Annotated in this window: 16 protein-coding genes and 1 pseudogene; 7 read left to right on the forward strand and 10 right to left on the reverse strand. The window is 59.8% G+C overall.

Annotated features, from left to right (window positions below):
• Positions 1 to 96: 96 nt before the first annotated feature.
• From creC to rloA2, 3 genes are all read right to left on the reverse strand, one after another.
• Complete coding sequence (gene creC / locus AACY31_RS14610; RefSeq protein ID WP_339504681.1) at positions 97 to 1515, reverse strand: two-component system sensor histidine kinase CreC; 1419 nt, start codon at positions 1513 to 1515, stop codon at positions 97 to 99.
• Positions 1515 to 2195 carry a two-component system response regulator CreB gene (gene creB / locus AACY31_RS14615; RefSeq protein ID WP_339504683.1) on the reverse strand — a complete coding sequence of 227 codons (681 nt, stop codon included), beginning with the start codon at positions 2193 to 2195 and terminating at the stop codon, positions 1515 to 1517. The genes creC and creB overlap by 1 nt, the downstream gene beginning before the upstream one ends.
• A 69-nt stretch (positions 2196 to 2264) precedes the next feature.
• The gene (gene rloA2, locus AACY31_RS14620) at positions 2265 to 2771 is read right to left on the reverse strand and encodes a retropepsin-like aspartic peptidase RloA2 (RefSeq protein ID WP_339477283.1); all 507 of its coding nucleotides are present in this window, start codon (positions 2769 to 2771) and stop codon (positions 2265 to 2267) included.
• Between the two features lie 343 nt (positions 2772 to 3114).
• Here rloA2 and AACY31_RS14625 point away from each other — a divergent pair, with 343 nt between their 5' ends.
• The 3 genes from AACY31_RS14625 (at position 3115) to AACY31_RS14635 (ending at position 5715) form a co-directional block, all read left to right on the forward strand.
• Complete coding sequence (locus AACY31_RS14625) at positions 3115 to 4008, forward strand: acyltransferase (protein WP_339504685.1); 894 nt, start codon at positions 3115 to 3117, stop codon at positions 4006 to 4008.
• A gap of 80 nt (positions 4009 to 4088) precedes the next feature.
• On the forward strand, positions 4089 to 5168 hold the full coding sequence (locus AACY31_RS14630; protein WP_339504687.1) for an RHS repeat-associated core domain-containing protein: 1080 nt from the start codon (positions 4089 to 4091) through the stop codon (positions 5166 to 5168).
• Positions 5169 to 5322: 154 nt separating this feature from the next.
• On the forward strand, positions 5323 to 5715 hold the full coding sequence (locus AACY31_RS14635; RefSeq protein WP_339504689.1) for a DUF3757 domain-containing protein: 393 nt from the start codon (positions 5323 to 5325) through the stop codon (positions 5713 to 5715).
• A gap of 38 nt (positions 5716 to 5753) precedes the next feature.
• Here AACY31_RS14635 and AACY31_RS14640 read toward each other — a convergent pair whose 3' ends face one another.
• Positions 5754 to 6332, reverse strand: a complete 579-nt coding sequence (locus tag AACY31_RS14640) for a DUF2780 domain-containing protein (RefSeq protein ID WP_339504691.1) — start codon at positions 6330 to 6332, stop codon at positions 5754 to 5756.
• Positions 6333 to 6633: 301 nt separating this feature from the next.
• Here AACY31_RS14640 and AACY31_RS14645 point away from each other — a divergent pair, with 301 nt between their 5' ends.
• From AACY31_RS14645 to AACY31_RS14660, 4 genes and pseudogenes are all read left to right on the forward strand, one after another.
• Positions 6634 to 7056: a DUF3757 domain-containing protein gene (locus AACY31_RS14645; protein WP_339477292.1), complete on the forward strand. Its 423-nt coding sequence runs from the start codon at positions 6634 to 6636 to the stop codon at positions 7054 to 7056.
• A 516-nt stretch (positions 7057 to 7572) separates the two neighbouring features.
• A complete protein-coding gene (locus tag AACY31_RS14650) occupies positions 7573 to 7845 on the forward strand; it encodes a hypothetical protein (RefSeq protein WP_053182600.1) in 273 nt (90 codons plus the stop codon).
• Between the two features lie 189 nt (positions 7846 to 8034).
• Positions 8035 to 8247 (forward strand): cold-shock protein, encoded by a 213-nt coding sequence (locus tag AACY31_RS14655; RefSeq protein WP_339477295.1) that lies wholly within the window; start codon positions 8035 to 8037, stop codon positions 8245 to 8247.
• 26 nt (positions 8248 to 8273) lie between these two features.
• Positions 8274 to 8785 (forward strand): annotated as a pseudogene (locus AACY31_RS14660) (RHS repeat-associated core domain-containing protein); the annotation flags it as partial.
• A gap of 589 nt (positions 8786 to 9374) precedes the next feature.
• Here the strand turns inward: AACY31_RS14660 and fdhA are convergent.
• The 6 genes from fdhA to AACY31_RS14690 all read right to left on the reverse strand — a co-directional run bounded on the left by fdhA (position 9375) and on the right by AACY31_RS14690 (position 17177).
• Positions 9375 to 10574 carry a formaldehyde dehydrogenase, glutathione-independent gene (fdhA, locus tag AACY31_RS14665; protein WP_339477298.1) on the reverse strand — a complete coding sequence of 400 codons (1200 nt, stop codon included), beginning with the start codon at positions 10572 to 10574 and terminating at the stop codon, positions 9375 to 9377.
• A 210-nt stretch (positions 10575 to 10784) separates the two neighbouring features.
• Complete coding sequence (purU, locus tag AACY31_RS14670) at positions 10785 to 11642, reverse strand: formyltetrahydrofolate deformylase (RefSeq protein WP_039590651.1); 858 nt, start codon at positions 11640 to 11642, stop codon at positions 10785 to 10787.
• 127 nt (positions 11643 to 11769) lie between these two features.
• Complete coding sequence (locus AACY31_RS14675; protein WP_339491557.1) at positions 11770 to 12402, reverse strand: sarcosine oxidase subunit gamma; 633 nt, start codon at positions 12400 to 12402, stop codon at positions 11770 to 11772.
• A 166-nt stretch (positions 12403 to 12568) separates the two neighbouring features.
• Positions 12569 to 15586 carry a sarcosine oxidase subunit alpha gene (locus AACY31_RS14680; protein WP_339491558.1) on the reverse strand — a complete coding sequence of 1006 codons (3018 nt, stop codon included), beginning with the start codon at positions 15584 to 15586 and terminating at the stop codon, positions 12569 to 12571.
• Positions 15583 to 15912, reverse strand: coding sequence for a sarcosine oxidase subunit delta (locus tag AACY31_RS14685; RefSeq protein ID WP_212797906.1), 330 nt, complete (start codon positions 15910 to 15912; stop codon positions 15583 to 15585). Before AACY31_RS14685 ends, AACY31_RS14680 begins: the two co-directional genes overlap by 4 nt.
• Positions 15913 to 15926: 14 nt before the next feature.
• Entirely contained in the window at positions 15927 to 17177 is a 1251-nt protein-coding gene (locus AACY31_RS14690; RefSeq protein WP_003177603.1) for a sarcosine oxidase subunit beta, read from the reverse strand.
• Between the last annotated feature and the right edge of the window lie 20 nt (positions 17178 to 17197).

Here is a 17197-nt window from a genome sequence, read left to right on the forward strand (position 1 = left end):
TGACAGGTCTATAGAATAGTTCGCCGGTACTGGAGGGAAATTAAACCTAAAAAATGGTTATGTAAATTAATCAATAACAAGATTAATCAAATTCCCTCAAGGCAATCTCAACACCACCTCAACCCCACCCGCGACATTGCCAATACTGAATTGCCCCCCATGCAACTGCACCACCTCCTCCACGAAGTTGAGCCCCAGGCCAGTGCTCTTGCGGCCGCTGTCCGGGCGCGGCAGGGAGTAGAAGCGCTCGCTCAGGCGTGGCAGCGCGTAGTCGGGAATCGGCGCGGCCTGATTGAACAGACGAATCTCGACGCGGTTCCCGTTGCGCTCGGCGCTGATACGCAGCCGACCGTTGACGGGAGTGAAGTCCAGGGCGTTTTCCAGCAGATTACCCAAGGCCTGGCGCAACAGAAACGGCTCACCGGTCAGCGTCAGGTCGGCAGCGATGTGCTGCTCAACCATCAACTGGCGACTTTCAATCCAGCCGCCACGCGCTTCCAGCAGCTCGTCCATCAACGCCGCCAGCGGCACCGCGACTTCTTCTTCCAACCCCTGGCGCTGCTCGATCTGGGCCAGGTTGAGCAACCGTTCGATCAACTGCTGCATGCGCACACTTTCGTTGTCGATGTTATTGACGAAGCGTTGGTGCTGGGCGGCGGGCATGTCGCTTTGCAGCAGCTCGGCGGCCCCGCGAATCGCCGCCAGCGGGCTCTTGAGTTCGTGGGTCAGCGTGTGCACGTAACGCTCGACGTAAGCCTTGCCTTCCAGTTGCGTGCGCATGTGCTCCACAGCGCCCGCCAGTTGCTCGAACTCGCCCCCACGATAATGCGGCACTTCCACCCGCCGCCCCTGGCTGACCGCCTGGGCATAGCTCGTCAAACGCCGCAATGCCGCGCTGAGCCACCAGGACAACAAGCCGCCCAGCAACAAGCCCAGGGCGACCAAGCCGGCGCCATAGATCAACAGCCGCCGCTCGGTGCGATCGACATAAGGCTGCAACGAGCTGTTGGGCTTGGCGACCGTGACGACACCAATGATGCGGCCGTTGTCGCGGATCGGCGCGCCGACGTGCATCACCGACGACGCCGGATCGTCCGGATCGCTGCGGCTCGAACGGGCGCCGTAGTGGCCGCGCAAGGTCAGGTAAACGTCGTTCCAACGCGAATAATCCTGCCCGACCGCCACGCCACTGGAATCGAGCACCACGATGCCGTTGGCATCGGTGACATAGATGCGATGGCTGACCTGGTTTTTCGGCAAACCCCAGATCGTCGCCGCCGGCTGGCGCTCGCCGTAAGCCTTGAGCAACTGCGGCCAGCGATTCTGGTTGAGGGTGCCGGCCTTGAAATCGTCCCGCAGGATCTCGGCCATCAGGTTGGCGGTGTCCACCAGGGTTTCTTCGGTGGACTGGCGCACGCCGGGGCGGATTTCCTCCATGACCGTGTTGAGCACGAAATAACCGGTCAAGGCGATAAACAGCACATACACCAGGAAAATCCGGATCCCCAACGACATCAGCTGTGCCCCGGGCTGTAGCTGTAGCCCAGGCCCCGATGTGTCTGGATCGGCTCAGCCTCGGCCCGGACCAGGCGCAACTTGGCGCGCACGCTCTTGATGTGGCTGTCGATGCTGCGCTCGTAGCCGGCATCGCTGGCCACGCCCAGGGCATCGAGCAATTGCTCACGGCTGAAGACCCGCTCAGGTTGCTCCAGCAGACAATTGAGCAGGCGGAATTCGTGGCGGGTGAGGTTCAGCGGGGTGCCGCGATAGTTGATCTGCACGCGGTCGGAATCGACCTGAAACAACGCCATGCCCACCTCCGCCGCCGGCCGCGGAGCCACGCGCTTGAGAATCGCCCGGACCCTGGCCGCCACCTCGCGGGGGCTGAAGGGCTTGACCACGTAATCGTCGGCACCGATCTCCAGACCCACGATCCGATCGATCTCGCCATCCCGAGCTGTAAGAAAGATGACCGGAACGTCGCTGAAACGTCTGATTTTTTTACAAGTCTCGAATCCACTGATATCCGGCAGGCCCACATCGAGAATGATCAGGTCCGCCGGGGTGTTTTTCTGGTGTTCGAGAGCGGCTGCGCCAAGGCTCAACCAGGTGGTGTCAAACCCCTCCCCTTGCAGGGCAAACACCAGTGTATCGGCGATGGCGGCTTCGTCTTCGACAATCAGGATATGAGGCATGGCTTGCGGGCCCGGCAGTAAAGTTGCCGGAACGGTGCCGCAAGGCTTGGGGTACGTCAATCAGGGAAATCAGCAGTCAGGCTTATCCGCCGTAAACCGCCGCGCCGGGTTCACCGCCGCGCCAAACTCACGCAACGCCTTGGCCCCGATCAACAGCGGATAATTGAAACTGCTGCGGTCGGTCAGGTTGACCTCGACCGTGCGCTTGACGTTGCCCAGGCACAACTCCAGATCGACCACCGGCCGCTTGGTGGGGGCGATCTTTTCGTCGTCGTCCTCATCCTCTTCGGAACGGGTCTTGATCTTGCTGATGCGCGCGATCTTGTGTTCGTAGACCTTGTTGCTCGCATCCTTGGTCGCCAGGCGGAACCGCACCCAATCGTCGCCGTCACGGGTGAAGGTCTCGATGTCCTTGGCTGACAGCGACGCGGTCAGGGCGCCGGTGTCCATCTTGGCCTTGAGCACTTCACCGCCGATATCCGGCAACGCGATGTATTCATAGCGCCCGTACAGGGTCGGCTCGGCGGCCAGCACTGGAAGGGCCATCAGGGAAAGCAGGGCGAGGACTGATTTCATGTAGTTAGGGCTTCCATTGTGGGCGTGGTTTTTTAGACCGTGGCTGATGAATTCGTTCGGTTGATCGCACACCTGTGGCGAGGGCGCTTGCTCCCGCTCGGCCCTGTAGGAGCTGTCGAGTGAAACGAGGCTGCGATCTTTCCAAAGGCACTTGAGTCCAAAGCGAAAGATCAAAAGATCGCAGCCTTCGGCAGCTCCTACAACAGCCCAGCGGGAGCAATCTCTGGCCACAAAAGCAGTCCCAACCTACCCTAGCCCAGGTGAAACTTTCGTCCACACCGATTTGGCCTGCCGCCCGAAGCTTGCTTATCATGGCCCGCCCACCTGTTTGCAAGAGTCATCTATGCGCCGCCTGCTCACCGGCTGCTTCGTCACCCTGTTGCTGTTGCTCAACACCCTGGTGCTGTTCGGGCCGCTGATGGTGTTCGCCCTGCTCAAACTGGTCCTGCCCGGGCGCTTTCGCGACTATGCCTCGTGGGCGGTGATGTGGATCGCCGAGACCTGGGCCGAAATCGACAAGCTGATCTTTGCCCTGTGCATCCCCACCCGCTGGGACATCCGCGGCGGCGCGGACCTGCGTGGCGATACGTCTTACCTGGTGATCAGCAATCACCAATCCTGGGTGGACATCCCCGCCCTCGTCCAGACCCTCAACCGGCGCACGCCGTTCTTCAAATTCTTCCTCAAGAAAGAGCTGATCTGGGTGCCGTTCCTGGGGTTGGCCTGGTGGGCCTTGGACTACCCGTTCATGAAGCGCTACACCAAGGCGTTCCTGGCGAAGAACCCGGAACTGGCCGGCAAGGACCTGGAAATCACCAAGGCCGCCTGCGAGCTGTTCAAGCGCCAACCGGTCACCGTGGTCAACTACCTCGAAGGCACCCGCTTCACCGCCACCAAAAGCCAACAACAGCAATCGCCCTTCACCCACCTGCTCAAGCCCAAGGCCGGTGGCGTGGCGTTCGTGCTGGCGGCCATGGGCGAACAACTGGACGCGGTGCTGGACGTGACCGTGGTCTATCCGCAAGACCGCATCCCCGGGTTCTGGGACCTGATCAGCGGCGCGGTGCCCCGGGTCATCATCGACATCCAGACCCGCGAACTGGACCCGACACTGTGGCAAGGCGACTACGAAAACGACCCGGTGTTTCGCCAACAGGTGCAGGATTGGGTCAACCGGCTCTGGACTGAAAAGGACCGGCGCATCGCCCAATTGCGCAACGAAGGGAGTGGAACCTAACAGTTCTGATAGTAGGCAGCGGCTGAAAAAACTCCGATGCTAGAGGCCCGGATGTTTGGACCTTGAACGGAGCCAGGAGCATGCCTACCGCCCCTCGCGAAACCGTATTGTGCCGCTACCGCTACGACCCGCTGGATCGCCTGGTCGATTGTGCGCCTTCCGCTGAGGCTGGAATTCAGCGGTTTTACTGCAAGAGCCGATTGGCGACGGAGATACAGGGCGCGGTGCAACGTAGCGTCTTTCAGCACGACGACCAGTTGCTGGCGCAACTTCGGCGCGAGGATGTGAAGGTTGAGACTGCGCTACTGGCGACCGATCAGCAGCGGTCGGTGTTGAATGTGCTCGATGCGAACCGGGTTCATCCCCTTGCCTATAGCCCTTACGGCCATCGCCCGGCAGCGAACGGTCTGCTCAGTTTGCTTGGGTTTAACGGCGAACGGCCGGATCCGGTGACGGGGCATTATTTGTTGGGGAATGGGTATCGGGCGTTCAATCCGGTGTTGATGCGGTTTAATAGTCCGGATAGTTTGAGTCCGTTTGGGGAGGGAGGAATAAACTACTATGTGTATTGTGGAGCTGACCCAATAAACCGAACAGATCCAACTGGGCATATACTCACGAAATTCACTCAATTCTTCAAAGGATTCTGGCAAACTTCTCCAGCGAGCAAAACGCAGCTCACTGATTTGAATTTCGACACCTTTCAGGAAATATCAAAGCATCTATCAAGCACGGACATGAACAACTTAAGACTCGCATCCAAACAAACAAAACACATGGCCGACCAAGCCTCAGGCCACAACTTTAACTCTTACTTAAACGAACAAATCTCTCATTTTCCCGACGGCCCTCCAAAGACCCAGCTAGACAAACTAATAGCGGTCGGTCTAGGTCGACAATCTGGAATCAGCAGCTCCGAAGCTAGCAAGTTAATGACCCTTAACAAGGCCCAACAGCTTTTTCCTAAGCATTCATCAGTTGGCTATTCATATATGACTCCCGACTTCATAACTGGCAGATGGGTACAATTCGAGAGGAGGCCGGGTCATGGGCTGGGGAATACAATAGTGCGTCGTCATTCCTTCAGCCTAGGCGATAAATTAGGCAAATTAGGCCCATTACCTTTAGACATACGCAACATCCGCCGTGAAAGTTTATAACGCACAACCAAAAAATAACTAGCAACAATAATCATAAAGAATAAAAACCTTAGCAATAATTCCAAATAAGCATAAAAAACTGTCAACCCTGACAGTACCCCTCACCAGCCCCAGCCGTAACCATGTCGCCGGGACATCATACGGAAGCACACCCATGCGAAACTTCATGACGGGCGGCGGCGGAATAATTCTGCTGATGATCGGCCATGTCCACGCAGGAGAAGTCACTTGTCCGGCCGTGACACAACTCCATGACAACACTGCGACGATAGAAATGCAGGATGATCCCGAATGGCAAAGCCAGAGCCTCGTGCAGGAGCTCAACCCGGCGGCACTGCCCTTCAACGACGCCGAGTTCGCGATCCATGAACCCGACGAAGATGAGCAGGTAACGAGGAGGGTGACCATCACCTGCAATTACGGCGAGAACAATCTCACGCTGGATTATCAGCCGATGTCTTTGCCCTCGGCGGCCGACCGTTGCGTCAGCCGGGACACCAACACCTGCAGACGAGTGAACACCGACTATTTCAGCTTGAGATTCTGATGGTTGCGTGGCGGATTTTCGATGTCGCCACACCCTCATCAAACCCCCGCACCACTCCCCCAAATACCGCCCAAGTTCTGCAACAGCGAACCGGCAACACCCTGTTGACCGAGGTACCGCAAGATGATCGGGGCAAACTGGCCGATCATGCCACTGTCCATGCCCAGCGCACTGAAGGCGTTGTTCAGGTCGCCGGTGTCCTTGACGTTGCCCAGCAAGCCGTCGAGCAGTGCATTCTTGTCCGACCCGCCCCCGAGCAAACCGCCCAGGCCATTGAGCCCGCCGATGGCGCTGTTCCCAGCGATCTGATCCAGGCCCGGGACACTTTTGCTCAACTCGGAAAACTGCGGCTCGCTGAGTCGGTTCTTCGCCAGCCCCAGCATCGCACCGGCACCACCGATGGCCTGTTCCGGCGTGATCTTGAGTTCCGATCCCAAGGTGTTGAGCAGGCCGGCGGCTTTCGGCGCGGCGGCCACGGCGCCCTCACCCTGCTCGCCTTGGTTGCCCTGCATCGCCGACACCACATTGGCTGCATCACTGAGGCTGAACTGCGCGAAGGCTGGGCTGGCAGCCAGCGTCAACAGCCAAGACAGTGCAAAACCGCGTGAAACCTTCATCCGGGACATCCTCTTGAGCATGAAAAAGCCGCCCATGAAGAGCGGCGTAAAGCGTGCGTTGGACTGGCGCGGACGCAGATTGTTCCTAAACGCATTACATAAATGGCCGATAGCCATTACAGAAAATTCTCCAAAGGCCGTCAGAAGTGTCTGATTCAACGAAAACTGCGCTTTTTAATATGTCTAAAAGTTACCAAACATTCCTATACAGTTCTAAATTGACATAAATAACTGCCAACGTTGACAGTAGCCCGCCCGAGCGAAGCCGTGAATAGTTGAACTGAGCCCTGGAGCCTGGCACATGAAGAAAAAACTGGCTGGAGGTGCGGTGTTGCTTTTGCTGATCATCGGCCACGCCCATGCCGGTGAAATCACCTGCCCTGCCGTCCCTGATATCCATAGAAACATTGAATCGGTGGAAGATATTTTCTTCGTCGAGGTACAGGACGACTACGAATGGGAGAGCGAAAGCCTGGTGGACGTGGTCGACCCGGCATCGTTGCAATTTGAAGGCGCCGAGTACGTTATCCATGAGGACGATGGGAACGAGCAGACACCCGCCCTTGCGACCATCACATGCAGGTACGGGGCGATCAATCTGAAGTTGGACTATCAACAAATCCTGGAACCGACCTTTTCGAAGTGGATGAGCAATCGCTGCGAAAGCGCGGATACCCGAATGTGCAGATTGATGGACGCCGACTACTTCAACTTGATTTATTGATCGGTCATGGCAACCGTCTCACTGTTCCAGCACAGCCCCCCTGCCATCCCCTGTGCCATTTACCGTACAGTTCGGCGTCCTCCAGCAGAGTGTGTCCATAATCGGCGGCGCCACCGTCGCGGTCATCCTGACCGGCATGCTCATCGTCCTTGGGCGTCAATGAGCGAGCGGGTCGAGACCGCAACAGCCCCGTAGGAGCTGGCGAAGCCTGCGATCTTTTGATCTTTCGCTTGAGACTCAAGTGTCTGGGGCAAGATCGCAGCCTCGTTTCACTCGGCAGCTCCTACACAGTGTCCACAGCCCGACGCGTGCAATTTCTGGCCACAACCGGCGCTCGATCACCGTCGACTAAAAATCTTACAACTACTTGGGAAATCCCCCGCAATAGCGAGCCTTGCCCCAGCCAATCCGCGATGCCTATAGTTTGTCCCGTCGTCCACATGGCGACTCGGGTTTGGCGACTCGATACACCACGGCCTGAAGTCCTAATTTTATTAATCAATAAAGGCTCTAGCCATGAACCGATACATGCCCCTCACCGGCGTCGACTGCTCCCCCGCCGCCCTGCTCATCGACACCCAAGCCCCCCTCGACGTCCTCCACGAAACCGCCGCCTACCGCATCCGCGCCGTGACCCAACTGTTGGAAAACATCGCCTTTCGCGAAGAACTCAGCTCCGACGCCGTCGTCCTCCACGACTTCGCCCTGCTCCTGGCGATTCCGTTACGCGACGGTTGCGACGTGCTGGACGTGATCGGCCGCCGCTTGCAGGCACACGCCATGGCCTGACCGCGCCGCCAGTCATCCGACTATCAACGCGCAAGCCGTTATTCCCTCTTGGTATTGCCTACTGTCAATCTTGACAGTAGGCAGCTGTTCACACGGGTTCTAAGCTGCAGCCGTGACAACGAAAACAAGGCTCTGGGCAATCCACAGTCCCTGTGCCTTTCTTCATTCGGGCAGACAGGAATAATAAAAATGAACGACCGAATCAAAGGAACCGTTAAATGGTTTAACGATGCAAAGGGCTATGGCTTCATCACTTGCGGCAAAGGAGGCGAGGAATTGTTCGTTCATTACTCGGCCATCGCCGGCGAGGGTTACAAAACGTTGAAACAGAAGCAGACGGTCTTTTTTGAAATCGAAAAGGGCGACAAAGGCATGCAGGCCACGAGAGTGACGCCGGAGTAACCCTCGGCTCACGCAGGAGTCAACCGATGTCGGCGAACCGCAAAACGCTGCTCTGCCGTTACCACTATGACCCACTGGATCGCCTGGCCGATTGCACGCCATCGGCCGTTTCTACCTCAAGGAGCGCCTGACCAGCGAAATCCAGGGCTCGGTAGAGCGGTCGATTTTCCAACAGGACGACCAACACCTGGCGCAACAACAGCGCCAGGATGATGCCGTCGAAACCACCTTGCTCGCTACCGATCAGCAACGCTCGGTGCTGCACGCGCTTGATGTCATGCAGCCTCATCCCCTCGCCTATACCCCGTACGGCCACCGACCTGCGGAGAACGGCTTACTAAGCCTGCTCGGCTTCAACGGCGAACGGCCGGACCCGGTGACGGGGCATTATTTGTTAGGTAATGGGTATCGGGCGTTCAATCCGGTGTTGATGCGGTTTAACAGTCCGGACAGTTTGAGTCCGTTTGGGAAGGGTGGGCTGAATGCGTATACCTATTGCGGCGGGGATCCGCTTAATAGGCGGGATCCAACAGGACACTTCTTTTTTCCTAAAGGGTTTAACCCTCTCAAAGGGCTCAGAAACTTGTTGGGCCAAAAAAAATCCCCCCATAAAGCTGAAGCCCCCTCGCCAACCAAACAATATGCTGTGGGTTACCATGGCACTACGGATAGCAGCGCACAAAATTTGCTCAACCGCGGAGTTCTGGATGGATATGCAGGGGCCAACAGCAAACCGGAGGACTTGGTACTGGGTGAAGGATTCTACATAGCCACAGATCCCGGAGTTGCAGAGGAATACGCTCGTTCATTGCTCTCAAAAAGCGAACGAACAGTCGTACTAAAAGTATACGTAACCGATATGCTTTCAAAAGCACTCGACATTGACTATTACCGAGGCGAGGGGATGAGCGAGGGGATAAAGTCTTTGCGCCCTCATATCTATGAGGATATTTCATTTGAATACTATGGTTCTTTCAGGCGAAACCCTATGACTGTTCAAGTCAATCAGGTCCGCCAATGAATAGGCTTCGGAACTTCGGTGCATGCATGCGGCGAGCAATGAAAATAACGACTAATAAAAAAGGGCGACATCACTGTCGCCCTTTCCCCGTCTTACCCTTTACCGCTTACGCCGCACTGAACAACTTATGCGGATCAATCACAAACTTCTTCGGCACGCCCGCATCGAACTCGCCATAACCCTTCGGCGCATCATCCAGGCTGATCACCTGCACGCCCACGATTTCAGCAATGTTGATACGGTCCCACATGATCGCCTGCATCAGTTGGCGGTTGTACTTCATCACTGGGGTCTGGCCGGTGTGGAAGCTGTGGGATTTGGCCCAGCCCAGGCCGAAGCGAATGCTCAGGCTGCCCATTTTGGCAGCCGCATCGACAGCGCCCGGGTCTTCGGTGACGTAGAGGCCGGGGATGCCGATTTTGCCGGCTACGCGGACCACGCCCATCAATGAGTTGAGCACGGTGGCCGGGGCTTCGTGCTTGACGCCGTCATGGCCGTGACCACGGGCTTCGAAGCCGACGCAGTCGACGGCGCAGTCCACTTCCGGCTCGCCTAGCAGCGCGGCGATTTGCTCGTGCAGCGGGGTGTCGGTGGACAGGTCGACAATTTCGAAGCCTTGAGCCTTGGCGTGGGCCAGGCGGATGGCGTTGACGTCACCAATGATCACCACGGCCGCGCCCAACAGGCGAGCGGAAGCGGCGGCTGCCAGGCCAACCGGGCCGGCACCGGCGATGTAGACGGTGCTGCCAGGGCCAACACCGGCGGTGACTGCGCCGTGGTAGCCGGTGGGCAGGATGTCGGACAGGCAGGTCAGGTCGCGGATTTTCTCCATGGCCTTGTCGCGGTCCGGCAGTTTCAGCAGGTTGAAGTCGGCGTACGGCACCAGTACGTATTCGGCCTGGCCGCCAGTCCAGTCGCCCATGTCCACGTAACCGTAGGCACCGCCGGCACGGGCCGGGTTGACGGTCAGGCAGACACCGGTGTGTTGCTCTTTGCAGGAACGGCAGCGCCCGCAAGCCACGTTGAACGGCACCGACACCAGATCACCGATTTTCAGGTTCTCGACGTCGCTGCCCTTTTCGATCACTTCACCGGTGATTTCGTGACCCAGGACCAGGCCGGTCTGGGCAGTGGTACGGCCGCGGACCATGTGTTGGTCGGAGCCGCAGATGTTAGTGGAAACCACGCGCAGGATGACACCGTGCTCAATCTTCCTGCCGCGCGGGTCCTGCATTTTTGGATAGTCGATTTTCTGTACTTCGACCTTGCCGTTGCCGAGATACACGACACCACGATTACCAGACATGCTTTCACCTCGCTGTTGTTTTTGTGGAACTGCGTTGCCCAGGCAGGCAGCGCGTTGATTGCTCGGGTTAGTGCTTGTGTCTTTTGTTTCTTTCGTTGTCTGTAAGGGCCTCATCGCGAGCAGGCTCGCTCCCACAGGGTTTTGAGTTGTACATAGACCCCAGTCATGCCCCAGATCCACTGTGGGAGCGAGCCTGCTCGCGATGGCGATCTAAAGAACAACGGTTCGGTTGGCATTGAGAAACACCCGCCGCTCAATGTGATACCCCACCGCCCGCGCCAACGTGAGCCCTTCGATGTCCCGGCCCTTGGCGATCAGGTCTTCGGGATAGTGGCTGTGGTCCACCACTTCCACGCCCTGGGCGATGATCGGGCCTTCGTCCAGGTCGTTGTTGATGTAGTGCGCCGTGGCCCCCACCAGTTTCACGCCTTTGTTGTAGGCCTGGTGATACGGCTTGGCGCCCTTGAAGCCCGGCAGCAGCGAGTGGTGGATGTTGATCGCCTTGCCGTCGAGCTTGCGGCACAACTCCGGCGACAGCACTTGCATGTAGCGGGCAAGGATCACCAGCTCAGCACCGGTGTCTTCGATCACCTGCCACACCTGCCGCTCCTGGGCCGGCTTGTCGTTCGGGTCCAGGGGGAAATGGTAGTAGGGAATCTGGTGCCAGTCGGCCAGCGGCTTGAGGTCGGGGTGGTTGGAGACCACGGCCACCACGTCCATGGACAATTGGCCGATGCGCTGGCGGTAGAGCAAATCGTTGAGGCAGTGATCGGCCTTGGAGACCATGATCACCACTTTGGGCCGGTAGTTGGGCGGCGTCAGTTCGAAGACCATGCCGAAGGCTTGCGCACGCTCGGCCAGGCCGGCGCGAAAGTTCTGCTCGTCGAAACCGTCGGGCTGGCGAAACTCCACGCGAATGAAGAAACGCGCCGAGAGCCGGTCGTCGAAGGAATGGTGCTCGGTGACGTAGCAGCCCTGCTCGAACAGAAAGCGGGTCACCGCGTCCACCGTGCCGAGCACGCTGGGGCAGTCGGCAGTCAAGATCCATGTGTCTGGGGCGCGGCTCATTCGTGATACTCCTCTGATCGTTCCCATGCTCTGCGTGGGAATGCCGCCATGGACGCTCTGCGTCCGCCTTTTGGGACGCGGAGCGTCCCGGGATGCATTCCCACGCAGAGCGTGGGAACGATCGACATCAGGCCTGCACGCTCAACCCATACTCCGCCGCGGCATCCTGCAACCACAGCCACCAGTAATCCGAGAAGCTGCGGCGGATCACCAGTTCCCAGGTGTCTTCGCCCGTGTGGCGGATCACCAGTTGCGACTTGGCGAACACCGTGCCCACGGCCTTGCCCACCGGGAAGTTGCTTGGGTGAACATCGTAGCTGGTGGATTTCATCAGCACGTCGCGCACGTTCGGGCCGGACAGTTCGAGGATCTGCTGGCCGCCACTGACGTTGACGATCTGGATGTGCAGCTCGCCCAGGGCTTCACGCAGTTTCTGCTCGGCGGCGAATTCCTCACCCGTGGGCACCACCAGCAGCCACTCGTCCGGGCCAAGCCATTGCAGGCTGGTTTCACCCTTGACGATGACGGTCAGGGCGCCCGGCAACTCCAGGCCCAGGGCCTTGTGCACGCCGGCGGCGAACGCCGGGTCGTGACCGTCCCCACGAAGGGTCAGGTGGCCCAGGAGTTTTTTCTCGCGCACGGTCACGCCGGCGTTCTTGCGGCCCTTGCCCACCCTGCTTGCGAGGTCGGCATGGTGCAGCGACGACTCGGCCTTGGCCTCGGTGGTTGGGCGTTGTGGGTACACGTTGACTGCGGTCATATGGAGCACCTGTCTTGAATTCTGTAGTTCCGGCCTTTGTGGTGGCTGTTCTGCCGCCATCGCGAGCAGGCTCGCTCCCACAAGGGTCATGCGGTCTCCTGTGGGAGCGAGCCTGCTCGCGATGCAGACGACGCCGAACAACTGCTCCCACCGGGCCCTCAAGTCATTAAATATTCTGCCGATCCCCCTTCGGATCGAAGAACACCGAAGAAACGATCTCTGCCTCGATCACGCTGCCGTCGGCCAATGGCGCGAACACGCGTTCGCCCATCCGCTTGAGGCCGCCCTTGACCACGCCCATGGCAAATGAATAACCCAGGGAGTTGTGGGCATAGCTGGAGGTCACGTGACCGACCATGGACATCGGGATCGCCTGCTTGGTGTTGAACACCAGTTGCGCACCTTCCGGCAGCCAGACATTCGGGTCGATCGGCTTGAGGCCCACCAGTTGCTTGCGCTCTTCACGCACGCAATCTTCGCGATTCATGCCGCGCCAGCCGATCCACGAGAACGGCTTGGTCCGGCCTACGCACCAGCCCATGTTCAGGTCGTCCGGGGTCATCGAGCTGTCAGTGTCCTGACCGACAATGATGAAGCCCTTCTCGGCCCGCAATACGTGCATGGTCTCGGTGCCATACGGGGTCAGGTTGTACTTCTTGCCGGCCTCGACGATCTGCTCGAGCACGCCCATGGCGTAGTCGGCCTGCACGTTGATTTCGTACGACAGCTCACCGGTGAACGAGATGCGGAACACCCGCGCCGGTACGCCGCCCACCAGGCCTTCCTTCCAGGTCATGAACGGGAACGCGTCCTTGTCCAGGTCGATGTCGGTGACGTGGCTCAGCAGCTTGCGGCTGTTGGGGCCCGACAGGGTCATGGTTGCCCAGTGGTCGGTGACCGAGGTGAAGTACACCTTCAGGTCCGGCCATTCGGTCTGGTGATAGATTTCCAGCCATTGCAGCACGCGCGCCGCGCCGCCGGTGGTGGTGGTCATCAGGAAGTGGTTGTCCGCCAGACAGGCCGTTACGCCGTCGTCAAAGACCATGCCGTCTTCCTTGCACATCAAGCCGTAGCGAGCCTTGCCCACGTCGAGCTTGGTCCAGGCGTTGGTGTAGACGCGATTGAGGAACTCGCGGGCATCCGGGCCCTGGATGTCGATCTTGCCCAGGGTCGAGGCGTCGAGCAGGCCAACGCTGTCACGCACGGCCTTGCATTCGCGCTTGACCGCGGCATGCAGGTCTTCGCCGTTCTTCGGGAAGTACCAAGGGCGCTTCCACTGACCGACGTCTTCGAATTCGGCAGCGTTTTTCACATGCCAGGCATGCAGCGCGGTGAAGCGCACCGGTTCGAAGATGTGCCCGCAATGCCGCCCGGCGATCGCGCCGAAGGTCACTGGCGTGTAGTTCGGACGGAACATGGTGGTGCCCATCTGCGGGATGCTCACGTTCAGCGAACGGGCCGCGATGGCCAGGCCGTTGACGTTGCCCAGCTTACCCTGGTCGGTACCGAAGCCCAGTGCGGTGTAGCGCTTGACGTGCTCCACCGACTCGAAGCCTTCGCGGGTGGCGAGTTCGATGGCGGCGGCCGTGACGTCGTTCTGCAGGTCGACGAATTGCTTCGGCGCCCGTGCAGTGGATTTTTCGTGAGGCACCTGGAACAGCGCCAGGGTCGGCTCTTCGTGACGGCTCAAGGCTTTGGGCAACACGCCCCCAACCGCTTTGAAGCCGGCTTCGTTGGCCGCGCGCACGCCGCCTTCAAAACCGTCAGCCAAGGTATCACCGAGGCTGTAGACACCGTTCACACCGCCGACGCACACGCGCTTCTGCGGTGCTTCGCCCGGCACAAAACCGAGGATGTCTTCACGCCAGATCGGCTTGCCGCCCAGGTGCGAAGCCAGGTGAACCACCGGGCTGTAGCCGCCGGAGCTGGCCACCAGGTCGCAGTCCAGCCATTCGCCGGGGCTGGTGACTTTGTGAGCACGGACGTCGATCGCGGCAACACGGGCCCCGGTGACGCGCTTGCTGCCACGGGCCTCGATCACGGCGCTGCCGGTGAGGATGCGAATGCCCTTGGCGCGGGCTTCTTCCACCAGCGCTCCACGCGGGTTGCTGCGCGCATCGGCGACGGCCACCACTTGCAGGCCGGCGTCGAACCAGTCCAGGGCCACGCGATAGGCGTGGTCGTTGTTGGTGCTCAGCACCAGTTTCTTGCCCGGTGCCACGCCGTAGCGGCGCACGTAGGTGGACACCGCGCCGGCGAGCATGTTGCCCGGCACGTCGTTGTTGCCGTAGACCAGCGGGCGCTCGCAGGCACCGGTCGCCAGGACCACGCGCTTGGCGCGGACGCGGTTGATGCGCTGGCGCACCTGGCCAATCGGCGCACGGTCACCCAGGTGGTCGGTGAGGCGCTCGTGGATGGTCAGGAAGTTATGGTCGTGGTAACCGTTCACCGTGGCGCGAGGCAGCAACACCACTTCTGGCATCGAGCGCAGTTCAGCCACCGCCGCCGCGACCCATTCGGTCGCTGGCTTGCCGTCCAGGCTCTCGCGGGAGTCGAGCAGGCTGCCGCCGAACTCTTCCTGCTCATCGGCCAGGATCACTCGGGCACCGCTGCGGGCCGCGGCCAATGCGGCAGCCAGGCCAGCGGGGCCTGCGCCGACAATCAGCACGTCGCAGTGACGGTTCATGTAGTCGTAGGTGTCCGGATCGTTCTCGGTCGGCGAGCGACCTAGCCCTGCGGCCTTGCGGATGTACTTTTCGTAAGTCATCCAGAACGATTGCGGGTACATGAAGGTTTTGTAGTAGAAGCCCGGCGGCATCAGCTTGCCGCCGACCTTGCCGAGAATCCCCATCATGTCATTGTTCACGTTCGGCCAGCCGTTGGTGCTGGTGGCGACCAGCCCCTGGTACAGCGCCTGTTGCGTGGCGCGCACGTTAGGGATTTGCGTGGCTTCGGTGGCGCCGATCTGCAGCACCGCGTTCGGCTCTTCGGCTCCGGCGGCGAAGATGCCGCGAGGGCGCGAATACTTGAAGCTGCGGCCAATGATGTCGACACCGTTGGCCAGCAGCGCAGCGGCCAGGGAATCGCCTTCGAAGCCTTTGTAGGTCTGGCCGTTGAAGGTGAAGCTCAGCGCTTTGTTGCGGTCGATCCGTCCGCCGTTGGACAGGCGATTGATCTGGCTCATACCTTCTCTCCCAGAGCCTGTGCAGCCGCTTTCGGACTGTCAGCCTTGTCGGTGAACTGCGGCTTTTGGCCGATCTTGTAGGTTTCGAGAATCTCGTAGGTCACGGTGTCACGGGTCGCGTTGAAGTACTGGCGGCAACCGGCAACGTGATCCCACAACTCATGGTGCAACCCGCGTGGGTTGTCACGGAAGAACATGTAGTCGCCCCACTGTTCGTCGGTGCAGGCGTTCGGATCCAATGGGCGCGGGATATGCGCCTGGCCGGATGCATGGAATTCCTCTTCGGAGCGCAGTTCGCCGCAGTGAGGACAGAAGATGTGCAACATAGGGATTTCTCCTGTTAGTGGGCGACGGCAGCAGCGCCGTGTTCGTCGATCAGGGCACCGTTGTGGAAACGGTCGATGGAAAACGGCGCGGCCAGCGGGTGCATTTCACCCTTGGCCAGGCTTGCAGCGAAGACGTTGCCCGAACCCGGGGTGGCCTTGAAGCCGCCGGTGCCCCAACCGCAGTTGAAGAACATGTTCGGCACCGGGGTCTTGGAGATGATCGGGCAGGCGTCCGGCGTAGTGTCGACGATGCCGCCCCACTGGCGGTTCATGCGTACGCGGGACAACACCGGGAACATCTCGACGATGGCCTGGACCGTGTGTTCGATCACCGGGTACGAACCACGCTGGCCGTAGCCGTTGTAGCCGTCGATACCGGCGCCGATCACCAGGTCGCCCTTGTCGGACTGGCTGATGTAGCCGTGCACGGCGTTGGACATGATCACGCTGTCGATGATGGGCTTGATCGGCTCGGACACCAGCGCTTGCAGCGGGTGCGATTCGATCGGCAGGCGGAAGCCCGCGAGCTTGGCCATGTGTCCGGAGTTACCGGCCGTCACCACGCCGACGCGCTTGGCGCCGATGAAGCCCTTGTTGGTTTCGACGCCGATGCATACGCCGTTTTCCTTGCGGAAACCGATCACTTCGGTCTGCTGGATCAGGTCCACGCCCAACGCGTCCGCCGCCCGGGCAAAGCCCCAGGCCACGGCATCGTGACGGGCCACGCCGCCGCGACGTTGGACGGTGGCGCCCATCACCGGGTAGCGGGTGTTCTTCGAGCAATCCAGGTACGGGATCTCGTCGGCCACTTGCTTGGCGTTGAGCAACTCGCCGTCCACGCCGTTGAGGCGGTTGGCGCTGACGCGACGCTCGGAATCACGGATGTCCTGCAGGGTGTGGCACAGGTTGTAGACGCCACGCTGGGAGAACATCACGTTGTAGTTCAGGTCCTGGGACAGGCCTTCCCAGAGTTTCATCGCGTGTTCGTACAGGTGGGCCGATTCGTCCCACAGGTAGTTGGAGCGCACAATGGTGGTGTTGCGCGCGGTGTTACCGCCGCCCAACCAGCCCTTCTCGACCACGGCCACATTGGTGATGCCGTGCTCCTTGGCCAGGTAGTAGGCGGTCGCCAGGCCATGCCCGCCACCGCCGACGATGACCACGTCATAGACCTTTTTCGGGGTCGGCGTGCGCCACATCCGCTGCCAGTTTTCGTGATGGCTGAGAGAGTGCTTGAAGAGGCCGAAGCCCGAATAGCGTTGCATAGTCATTACTCCAAAACCGA

Origin of the sequence: Pseudomonas sp. RL_105y_Pfl2_101, assembly GCF_963970585.1 — a bacterium.
In the GTDB taxonomy this organism is placed as follows: Bacteria; Pseudomonadota; Gammaproteobacteria; order Pseudomonadales; family Pseudomonadaceae; genus Aquipseudomonas.

What these genes read in the sequence shown, in the direction of transcription:
- AACY31_RS14625 (WP_339504685.1), top strand. Translation starts at nt 3,115, where the DNA reads ATGCGCCGCCTGCTCACCGGCTGCTTCGTCACCCTGTTGCTGTTGCTC.
- fdhA (WP_339477298.1), bottom strand. Translation starts at nt 10,574, where the DNA reads ATGTCTGGTAATCGTGGTGTCGTGTATCTCGGCAACGGCAAGGTCGAA.
- creC (WP_339504681.1), bottom strand. Translation starts at nt 1,515, where the DNA reads ATGTCGTTGGGGATCCGGATTTTCCTGGTGTATGTGCTGTTTATCGCC.
- AACY31_RS14690 (WP_003177603.1), bottom strand. Translation starts at nt 17,177, where the DNA reads ATGCAACGCTATTCGGGCTTCGGCCTCTTCAAGCACTCTCTCAGCCAT.
- AACY31_RS14655 (WP_339477295.1), top strand. Translation starts at nt 8,035, where the DNA reads ATGAACGACCGAATCAAAGGAACCGTTAAATGGTTTAACGATGCAAAG.
- AACY31_RS14675 (WP_339491557.1), bottom strand. Translation starts at nt 12,402, where the DNA reads ATGACCGCAGTCAACGTGTACCCACAACGCCCAACCACCGAGGCCAAG.
- AACY31_RS14630 (WP_339504687.1), top strand. Translation starts at nt 4,089, where the DNA reads ATGCCTACCGCCCCTCGCGAAACCGTATTGTGCCGCTACCGCTACGAC.
- AACY31_RS14645 (WP_339477292.1), top strand. Translation starts at nt 6,634, where the DNA reads ATGAAGAAAAAACTGGCTGGAGGTGCGGTGTTGCTTTTGCTGATCATC.
- AACY31_RS14640 (WP_339504691.1), bottom strand. Translation starts at nt 6,332, where the DNA reads ATGAAGGTTTCACGCGGTTTTGCACTGTCTTGGCTGTTGACGCTGGCT.
- rloA2 (WP_339477283.1), bottom strand. Translation starts at nt 2,771, where the DNA reads ATGAAATCAGTCCTCGCCCTGCTTTCCCTGATGGCCCTTCCAGTGCTG.
- AACY31_RS14635 (WP_339504689.1), top strand. Translation starts at nt 5,323, where the DNA reads ATGCGAAACTTCATGACGGGCGGCGGCGGAATAATTCTGCTGATGATC.
- AACY31_RS14680 (WP_339491558.1), bottom strand. Translation starts at nt 15,586, where the DNA reads ATGAGCCAGATCAATCGCCTGTCCAACGGCGGACGGATCGACCGCAAC.
- AACY31_RS14650 (WP_053182600.1), top strand. Translation starts at nt 7,573, where the DNA reads ATGAACCGATACATGCCCCTCACCGGCGTCGACTGCTCCCCCGCCGCC.
- AACY31_RS14685 (WP_212797906.1), bottom strand. Translation starts at nt 15,912, where the DNA reads ATGTTGCACATCTTCTGTCCTCACTGCGGCGAACTGCGCTCCGAAGAG.
- creB (WP_339504683.1), bottom strand. Translation starts at nt 2,195, where the DNA reads ATGCCTCATATCCTGATTGTCGAAGACGAAGCCGCCATCGCCGATACA.
- purU (WP_039590651.1), bottom strand. Translation starts at nt 11,642, where the DNA reads ATGAGCCGCGCCCCAGACACATGGATCTTGACTGCCGACTGCCCCAGC.